Source organism: Chitinophaga sp. (assembly GCF_036566945.1).
In the GTDB taxonomy this organism is placed as follows: Bacteria; Bacteroidota; Bacteroidia; order Chitinophagales; family Chitinophagaceae; genus Chitinophaga.
On record NZ_DATCVJ010000791.1, the window covers coordinates 1 to 8,484 of the forward strand.

At 47.5% G+C, this 8,484-nt stretch carries 8 protein-coding genes; 7 read left to right on the top strand and 1 reads right to left on the bottom strand.

Annotation, left to right across the window (positions count from 1 at the left end; translation table 11 throughout):
* From VIP81_RS23925 to VIP81_RS23940, 4 genes are all read left to right on the top strand, one after another.
* Positions 1-662 (top strand): DUF5110 domain-containing protein (locus VIP81_RS23925; protein WP_331967303.1); only part of this gene is annotated, 662 nt, incomplete at its 5' end.
* Positions 663-791: 129 nt separating this feature from the next.
* Positions 792-1,274 (top strand): YdcF family protein, encoded by a 483-nt coding sequence (locus tag VIP81_RS23930; protein WP_331967305.1) that lies wholly within the window; start codon positions 792-794, stop codon positions 1,272-1,274.
* 44 nt (positions 1,275-1,318) lie between these two features.
* On the top strand, positions 1,319-2,653 hold the full coding sequence (locus VIP81_RS23935; protein WP_331967307.1) for a GntP family permease: 1,335 nt from the start codon (positions 1,319-1,321) through the stop codon (positions 2,651-2,653).
* A 219-nt stretch (positions 2,654-2,872) separates the two neighbouring features.
* Positions 2,873-3,706 carry a class I SAM-dependent methyltransferase gene (locus VIP81_RS23940; RefSeq protein ID WP_331967310.1) on the top strand — a complete coding sequence of 278 codons (834 nt, stop codon included), beginning with the start codon at positions 2,873-2,875 and terminating at the stop codon, positions 3,704-3,706.
* 133 nt (positions 3,707-3,839) lie between these two features.
* Here the strand turns inward: VIP81_RS23940 and VIP81_RS23945 are convergent, their stop codons facing one another.
* Complete coding sequence (locus VIP81_RS23945; protein ID WP_331967312.1) at positions 3,840-5,060, bottom strand: aminotransferase class I/II-fold pyridoxal phosphate-dependent enzyme; 1,221 nt, start codon at positions 5,058-5,060, stop codon at positions 3,840-3,842.
* Positions 5,061-5,190: 130 nt separating this feature from the next.
* Here VIP81_RS23945 and VIP81_RS23950 point away from each other — a divergent pair, with 130 nt between their 5' ends.
* The 3 genes from VIP81_RS23950 to VIP81_RS23960 all read left to right on the top strand — a co-directional run.
* Entirely contained in the window at positions 5,191-5,781 is a 591-nt protein-coding gene (locus VIP81_RS23950; protein ID WP_331967314.1) for an RNA polymerase sigma-70 factor, read from the top strand.
* A gap of 68 nt (positions 5,782-5,849) precedes the next feature.
* Entirely contained in the window at positions 5,850-7,010 is a 1,161-nt protein-coding gene (locus VIP81_RS23955) for a FecR family protein (protein WP_331967316.1), read from the top strand.
* A 291-nt stretch (positions 7,011-7,301) separates the two neighbouring features.
* Positions 7,302-8,484, top strand: a 1,183-nt coding sequence (locus VIP81_RS23960; protein WP_331967318.1) for a SusC/RagA family TonB-linked outer membrane protein, incomplete at its 3' end; no start/stop codon positions are given.

The window sequence follows — 8,484 nt, forward strand, 5'->3', positions numbered from 1 at the left end:
ATGCCATCTGCAAGGGTACCCAAACGGAATATCAGTTCATGAACGGTCCTTCCCTGCTGGTAGCGCCGGTATATAAAAGCGAAGGAAAAAGAGACAGCATCTATTTACCAAAAGGCACCTGGTTTGATTACTGGGATGGTACCGCCTACAGCGGTCCTACGGTGATCAACAACTACAACGCACCGCTGGACAAGCTGCCCCTGTTTGTAAAACAAGGCGCCATTATTCCGATGTACCCACTCATGAATTTTGATGGAGAAAAGAAAACAGATACCCTGACACTGGACATCTATCCTTTCCAGCATTCCTCTTTTGATTTATATGAAGATGATGGACTGACCCGTGCTTACAAAACCGGTGGTTTTTCCAAAACACTGATTGAAGTAGATGCCACCAAAGGCGTGCAGCTGAAGATCAATGCGGCCAGAGGCGATTTTGAAGGCCGTCTGAAAGAAAGAATTTATTTACTGGACATCCATCAGGCGGCGAAACCTAAAAAGGTAACCGTGAATGGTCAGGCCGTGAAAATATATGCCGATCAGTCAGCGTTCAACAAAGCGGCCACCGGCTGCTATTTCAGCGCAACAGACAAAAAAGGCACCCTGCATATTAAAACCAGCTGGTTAAGTACAGCCACTGCACAGGAAGTGAGTGTGTGGTAATTTTGAATTTTGAATTACGAATTACGGATTTGTGAAGATATGGTAAACGCGGATATCTCCCCACAAATCCGTAATTCGTAATTCGTAATTCGTAATTCCTTATATTTATCCTTGTTAAACACCAAACACATGAAAGGTCTTATTCTGTCACTAGGTGCCCCCAATGATACCGCTGGCAACCTCAGTCCTATAGCGCTGGACAGGCTGAATGCCGTACTGCAGATTTACCGCTATAACCCTCAGTTCCTGATCGCCTGCACCGGTGGTAAAGGTACCCATTTCAATGAAACGGCACAGCCACACTATCATTATTCGCAGTGCTACCTGCAGGCCAACGGCGTTCCGGCGGCTGCATTAACGAACCCTGTCAATTCCGTGAATACCATTGATGATTTCGTACAGGCAAGGCCGTTAATTTACACCATGGCGCCGGACATATTATGGGTGGTGACCTCTGATTTTCATGTGCCAAGAGCGAAAATCATACAGGCGCAAAAAGTCAATTATCCCGGTACCATTTTCTGGGGAGCGCCTTCTTCGGTAGCGTCAGAACAACTACAGGCGCTGCTGGCGCATGAGCAAAAAGCGATCGCTGGTTTATCATTTCATTAAGGTATTATGGCCGCCAACAGGAAAGCAATAAATTACTATCTTGTATGGCTATGAATACCATTCCACTGATACAAAGCCTCGGGGGCCTGCTGGCAGGCATTGCCCTGATTGTGTTGCTCACCGCCCGTTTCAGGATACATGCCTTCTTTGCATTGTTGTTGGCTTGTCTCCTTACCGGAGGTATATTGGGGTTACCCATCAATGATATACTGGCAACCATCAAAACAGGCATTGGTACGATCATTGGCTCACTGGGGTTACTGATTATACTCGGCACCACCCTTGGATTAATACTGGAACATAGCGGTAGCACCACCGTACTGGCCAACTATGTATTGCGCCGTACCGGCACAGGACGTTCCGCCATGGCCATGAACATCATTGGCTACCTCGTAGGCATGCCCATCTTCTGCGATTCAGGATTTATTGTATTAAGCGGATTAAACAAAGCCCTGGCAAAACGTTCCGGCACGCCCATGATCATCATGGCCTCGTCGCTGGCCACCGGCTTGTATGCCGTACATTGCCTGATGCCGCCGCATCCCGGCATCACGGCGGCTACCGGTACCATTCATGCCGAAACAGGCAAGGTGATGCTCTACGGATTACTCATCGCTATTCCCGCTTCCATCAGTGGCTACCTGTGGTCTGCCTTTGCCGGTCGCCGGATAGCCGTTACCGTTAGCAACGATACTGCCGCCGCGGAAACCATCACAAAAGGACCTTCTGTGCTCATGTCGGTATTACCCGTGGCCATACCTATTCTCCTCATCGCCATACGTTCGCTCAGCCACCTGGAAGTAACACATCCTTCCCTGCTCCTGCAGCTCATCGCTATACTCGGTATTCCGGAAGTGGCGCTCAGCACCGGCATCCTGCTGGCGCTCACACAACTGAAAAGCAACATGAGTATCCTCCTGCAGGAAGGCGCCGAAAAAGCCGCCGGCATACTGGTAATTATTGGTGGTGGCGGTGCCTTTGGCGCCATCCTCGCCAAAGCAGATATCGGTAGTCATATTGCACAAAATCAATCTGTGGCCGCCATGGGATTGCTACTCCCTTTTCTCGTCACCGCACTGTTAAAAACAGCCCAGGGCTCTTCTACCGTAGCTATCATCACTGCGGCCGCTATCATGCAACCACTATTACCTGTCATGGGACTCGATACCGTTAATGGTCGGATCATTTGCGTACTGGCCATGGGAGCCGGTTCCATGATGATATCACATACCAATGATGCTTATTTCTGGGTGATTTCGAAATTCTCGGGTTTGGAAATTAAAGAGATGCTGCGGGTATACAGCACCGGGACTATTGTGATGGGCCTGGTGTCGGTGGCCTGTGTGTATTTGCTATCGCTATTCTTGTCAGGATTGTAACGTCTGCAATTAGTATATAGTTAGGATTTCAAATAATAAAATATCATGAAACCGGTTGCATAAAAAAATAAATCATTGCTGCTTTTTTTTCATACGAAAATTCCTACATTTAGGTCGCAAGGCGAAGCTCATTTATGACCTGTAATTTGTTTACCCAGGGGTATACAACGGACTATGTAATCCTATTATTATTAGAGAACCCTCAAATCATTAAAGACTATGACCCTACAGTCATCCATCCATGAATGCTGGAATGATTTATCACAAAGTAGAAACGACTGGAACAAAATTGTCAATGCTTTACTAAATCCTATCAGTAACAAAATTATTGAATCGCTATCTATTACCCCACAGACCACTACCTTGCTGGATATTGCTACCGGCACGGGAGAACCGGGGTTGACCATCGCTGAAAAACATCCCGGTACCATTGTCACCGGCATCGATCTCTCTGACAAAATGCTGGCGTATGCCAATGAAAATGCACGGCAGCGCAACATTCCTAATTACATTACCCTTTGCTGCAATGCCATGGCGTTGCCTTTTGCCGATCATGCTTTCGATGCAGTATTATGCCGCAATGGTGTCATGTTTTTTAACAACATTGAAACCGGTTTGCGGGAAATGCACCGTGTACTGAAACCCGAAGGCAAAATAACCGTCTCCACCTGGGGCTTATTGGAAAAAAATCTGTGGATCTCCATGGTGCTGGACGCCATGAAAGAAGTTACCGGCCGGAAAATGTATAATAATCATATCCCTGGCATGTTCTATTGTATGCAGCCTGGATTTATGACCGACTGGTTTGAAGAAATTGGGATGCATCAAATACAGGAAGAAGAAATGACCGGTATCATTGAATTCAATTCCGCAGAAGAACACTGGAATTATGTCACAAGTGTAAGTGCAGCCGTTGTCAATGCCTTGATCGGATTACAGCTGCAAGAGCGGGAACAGGTAAAAGAACTGTTAAGAAAAAAGATAGCTACGCATATCGTTCAGGATAAATTGTATTTCCAGTGGACGGCCAGGATCACGAACGGTGTTAAATAGCTTTTTTAGGCCTTACTGTTTTACCGGAAGGAATACACTTTTTCCTTCCGGTAATTTTATTCACACCCAGCTTCAAAGCACCACCGGAAAAGACATTCCGATGTCAGGGCATCTGCAAATTTACAAAAAAACCTCAACTCAGCGCCTGCGCCAAATCCCGCACAATATCCTCTACACTCTCTAACCCAACACTGATGCGGATCAACCCATCAGAAATCCCTGCTTTCTCCCTGTCTTCTTTCTTCATGCCCGAATGCGTCATAGAAGCAGGATGCGATACCAGCGTATCCAATGTACCCAGCGATACCGCGCGCAAACACATTTGAAGTTTATCAATAAAACGCACCGCAGCGTCAAAACCATTTTTCAATTCGAAGCTCATCACAGCACCGGGGTGGCGCATTTGCCGGGCCGATAATTCATAGTCCGGATGTGTGGGCAAACCATTGAAGTTAACGATGGCCACGGCGGCATGGGCATCTAAAAATTCCGCTACGCGCTGGGCATTGCTACAATGTTGTTTCATGCGGAGTTCCAGGGTTTTGATGCCCTGAATGAGCAGGAAGGTATCGAAAGGGTTGGCGCAGCCTCCCAGTAATTTAGCCGTTTTGTTCACTTTCTGCATCAGCGGGAGATCCTTGCCGAGGAGAACGCCGCCGATGGCGGTGCCATGACCATTCAGGAATTTGGTGGTGGAATGGTATACGAAGTCGGCGCCATACCGGAAAGGTTGTTGCAGATAAGGAGTGGCAAAAGTATTATCAACACTTACTTTCACGGAGTGGGTAGCGGCAATTTTACAGATAGCGGCAATATCTACGCAGCGCATAGAAGGGTTGGCGGGAGATTCAATATGAATCATTTTAATGCTGTGATCTGTTTGCAGGAGTTGTTCTACCTGCTCCAGCTGATGCAGATCGGCGATCAGCGCCTTCACGCCGAACTTCGGGAGGAAATCAAATAGGAATTCATGCGTGCCGCCATAGAGCGAGTAATGGGTTAAAACCGTATCTCCCGCTGCTACATTCGCGAGGAACAGGGTGGCCATGGCTGCCTGTCCGCTGGAGTGCAGCAAGGCTTTCAAAGGCAGAGGGCTGCCATCTTCCTGTTCAATACCAAATGCTTCCAGGGTGGCTATCAGGTTTTCGGCCACGGTCACCGTGGGATTACCAAACCTGGAATAAATATATCCCGGAGCAGTGCCGGAGAAACGGTCCATGCCCTGTTGAGCATTGTCGAACGTAAAAGTAGAGGTAGCGTAAACCGGCACCAGGTGTGCATTTTCTGCCATATCAGATTGGGCGGCATGGATGGCGGCAGAGGCCATTGCTGTAAAACGCGGATGATTTTCCATGCTGTAAATTAACCGTTTCCGTCATTGATATCCAACAAAAAAAGCACGGCCGGAAAGAAAGCGTTTGGGGAAAAACCGGAAATGATATAATATTGATCCATAGTTTTTGCCATAAAATCCAGAACACACTTTGAGTTTAACTGAGGACAGGCTTCTTTTTTCAAAAATTGCAGGTGGAGATGAAACAGCCTTCCGTTTATTGTATCATCGCTACAATGCAGTGCTGCTGGGGTCTGTAACAAAACTACTGAAGTCCGGTACGGCCGCAGAAGAGGTGCTGCAGGAGGTTTTTTTGAAAGTATGGCTGGTCCGTCATACCCTGGGAGATATTGAAAATCCCGGTGGCTGGATGTATACACTGGCATCTAATTACTCCCTTTCTGTACTCAGGAAACATGCCCGGGAAAGAAACCGGCAGGATGACGTGGCAGAAGATATACCGGATAATGAAGATGTTTCTGCCGGCATCTATGCCAGAGAATTACAGGAGCTCATCAAACATGCTGTTGAAAAGCTACCTGCCTCCCGCAGGGAAGTCTTTATACTAAATACCCAGGATGGCAAATCCCGCAAGGAAATTGCCGAAGCCCTGGACATATCCGAACATACGGTGAAAAATCAGCTGGTGACCGCCCGCAAATTTATTCGTGAATACCTGGAAAAGCAAACAGGCACACGGCTTCCTATCCTACTGATTATACTCCTGTCCAGATTTTTTTAATTTTTTTTTACGTCGCATAGTACAGTATCTGTTTCGTGGCGTCTAAGAGCAAAAGAAGGGATTGTATCGTGGAAGCAAAAGAGTACTACCGTTTTTTATTGCATCGTTATTATAACGGTACCGCTACTGCAGCGGAAGAGGAAGAGTTGTTTGCCGCACTGCGTACAGATGGGGAGGAAGAAGAATGGACAGCACTCATCAGTGAGCTGCATGCCACCGCCATCCCTGATCCTGCCTATAATCCCGCGTTGTATGAAGATGCGATCGATCAGATCCTTCAACCAGCAGCACAGGTTAGAAAAATAAGATCTTATCGCTGGTATTATGCGGCGGCAGCAGCAGCAGTGTTGCTGATAGCCACTATCGGCTACCTGATGCAGCCACAGAAGACCACCACACCAACACGGCCGTTAGCCGCCATTACCACCGACGTAAAGCCCGGCAAGAATGGCGCGGTACTCACCCTCGGTGATGGCAGCCAGGTGGTGCTGGATAGCCTGAATAACGGCGTTATCAGCACGCAACAGGGAACCAGGGTATCGCTCCGCAACGGACAACTAAGCTATGATGCTTCCGGCAACGTTACCGTGAGCTATAATACCATGACCACCCCCCGGGGCCGGAAATTTCAGCTGCAACTACCCGATGGCACCAACGTATGGATGAATGCCGCCAGCGCCATCACCTACCCTACTGCCTTTACCGGTAGCAACAGGACTGTAACACTTTCGGGAGAAGCTTACTTTGAAGTCGCGTCCAACGCTACGTTACCATTTATCGTGCGCATCAATAACGAAACTGCCGTGGAAGTCCTCGGCACACATTTTAATATCAGCTCTTACCCGGACGAAGCCAACATCAGCACCACCCTGCTGGAAGGAGCCGTACAGGTGAATGTAAAACAACAGGCAAAACGCCTGCAACCAGGACAACAACTGGAGATCAACAAAACATCAGGGGTCACCACACTCAACAAACAGGTAGACACGCTCTCTGTCATTGCCTGGAAAAACGGTACCCTGAGCTTTCAGGATAAAAAACTCACCGCTATTATCAATATGATTGCGCGGTGGTACGATATAGATGTTGTGTATGAAACAACGCCACCGGACATGACGTTTGTTGGCGAAATAGGCAGTGATGTAACACTGGCCAGCGTACTCGCATTCCTCCGGGAATCCGGTATTCACTTCCGTTTGGAAGGCAGAAAGCTAATAGTAGGATCGTAAAATATCACCAATAGACAACCAGAAAAAAAGAATGTTAGAAAAACAGTGAACTAAAATTCAGCCAGCAACACAAACATACCTGTAATAAAAAAACCGAAGGTGTTTCGACCACCTCCGGCTAAAAGATTACAGCTATGCAAAACAGTTGAGTATTCCAGACAACTATCTATTTACAAGCCAAATCACTGCAAAGTTATGCAAAAAATTGCTCTTTGTAACCGGGGCCGTCATGTACCTACATCAAGGAAAGTGCTGACCAGCCGCTGGTTTCCAACCAAAATGCTGTTAGTTATGAAACTGACGTTTTTATTGCTTACGGTCGTTCTCTTAAATGTGCACGCCACCAGTTTCGGGCAACTGATCACCTGGTCGGGCAGGAATGTTCCGGTAGAAAAAATATTCTCTGTTATCAGAGTACAATCTGGCTACACCGTAGTGGCCAGCAGGGATGTATTGAAAAATGCCAACCCCGTAACCATGAAAGTGGAAAATGTATCCATCCAGGCTTTCCTGGACCTGATGCTGAAAGGACAACCCCTGAAATATGAAATCGTGAACAAATCCGTTTTCATTTCTCCTAAAGTGGCTGCCACCAAAGCAGAAGAGGTAACAATGGCGCCACCCACAGATGTAAAAGGAAAGGTCACCGATGAATCAGGTGCACCTTTACCCGGTGTATCCGTAAGGGTGAAAGGTTCCTCTCAGGGCGTCAGCACCGGCACAGACGGTAGCTATGTCCTCCACATTACCGGGGAAGCTCCCCAGGTATTGGTTTTTTCCTACCTGGGCATGATCCCGCAGGAAGTAACTGTAACGGGCAACGGCACCTTCAACATTGTACTGAAAGCAGCTGTATCACAACAAACAGAAGTGGTAGTAGTAGGTTATGGTACCCAGAAAAGAAGCGATGTAACAGGCGCTGTTGCTTCTGTTCCTAAAGAAAGGCTCCAGAATTTACCCGTTACAAACGTTTTGCAATCGATTCAAGGAACTACACCGGGTGTAAATATCGTTAGCAACAGCAGCAAACCTGGTAGCTCTCCCGCCTTCTATTTACGCGGATTAAAATCCATCAGTGCCAGCAATGCACCACTGATTGTATTGGATGGTATCCCTTTCAGCGGCTCCTATAATGATATTAACCCAAATGATATTGCGGCCATCGATCTCCTGAAAGACGTATCTGCATCCGCCATCTATGGCTCCAGAGGCGCCAACGGTGTGATCATGATCACCACCAAAAAAGGAAAAACCGGCAAACCTGTGATCTCCTACAGCGGCTACGCCGGACCGGAATACCAGGCCAATACCGTTCAACAAATGAATGGTGAACAATACCGCACCAAAAACCACTGGTATAATATTCAGGCTGGCCGCCCCGACGCACCAGATTTACCTTACCTCTCTGAACAACAAAATTTTGCTGCCGGCAAACCCGAAGTAGACTGGCTGAAAGAAATCCAGCAACAAGGAT

Bases quoted from the DNA above. Each gene is read 5' to 3' on its own strand.
- VIP81_RS23935 (WP_331967307.1), top strand. From the start codon at position 1,319: ATGGCTATGAATACCATTCCACTGATACAAAGCCTCGGGGGCCTGCTG.
- VIP81_RS23945 (WP_331967312.1), bottom strand. From the start codon at position 5,060: ATGGAAAATCATCCGCGTTTTACAGCAATGGCCTCTGCCGCCATCCAT.
- VIP81_RS23940 (WP_331967310.1), top strand. From the start codon at position 2,873: ATGACCCTACAGTCATCCATCCATGAATGCTGGAATGATTTATCACAA.
- VIP81_RS23930 (WP_331967305.1), top strand. From the start codon at position 792: ATGAAAGGTCTTATTCTGTCACTAGGTGCCCCCAATGATACCGCTGGC.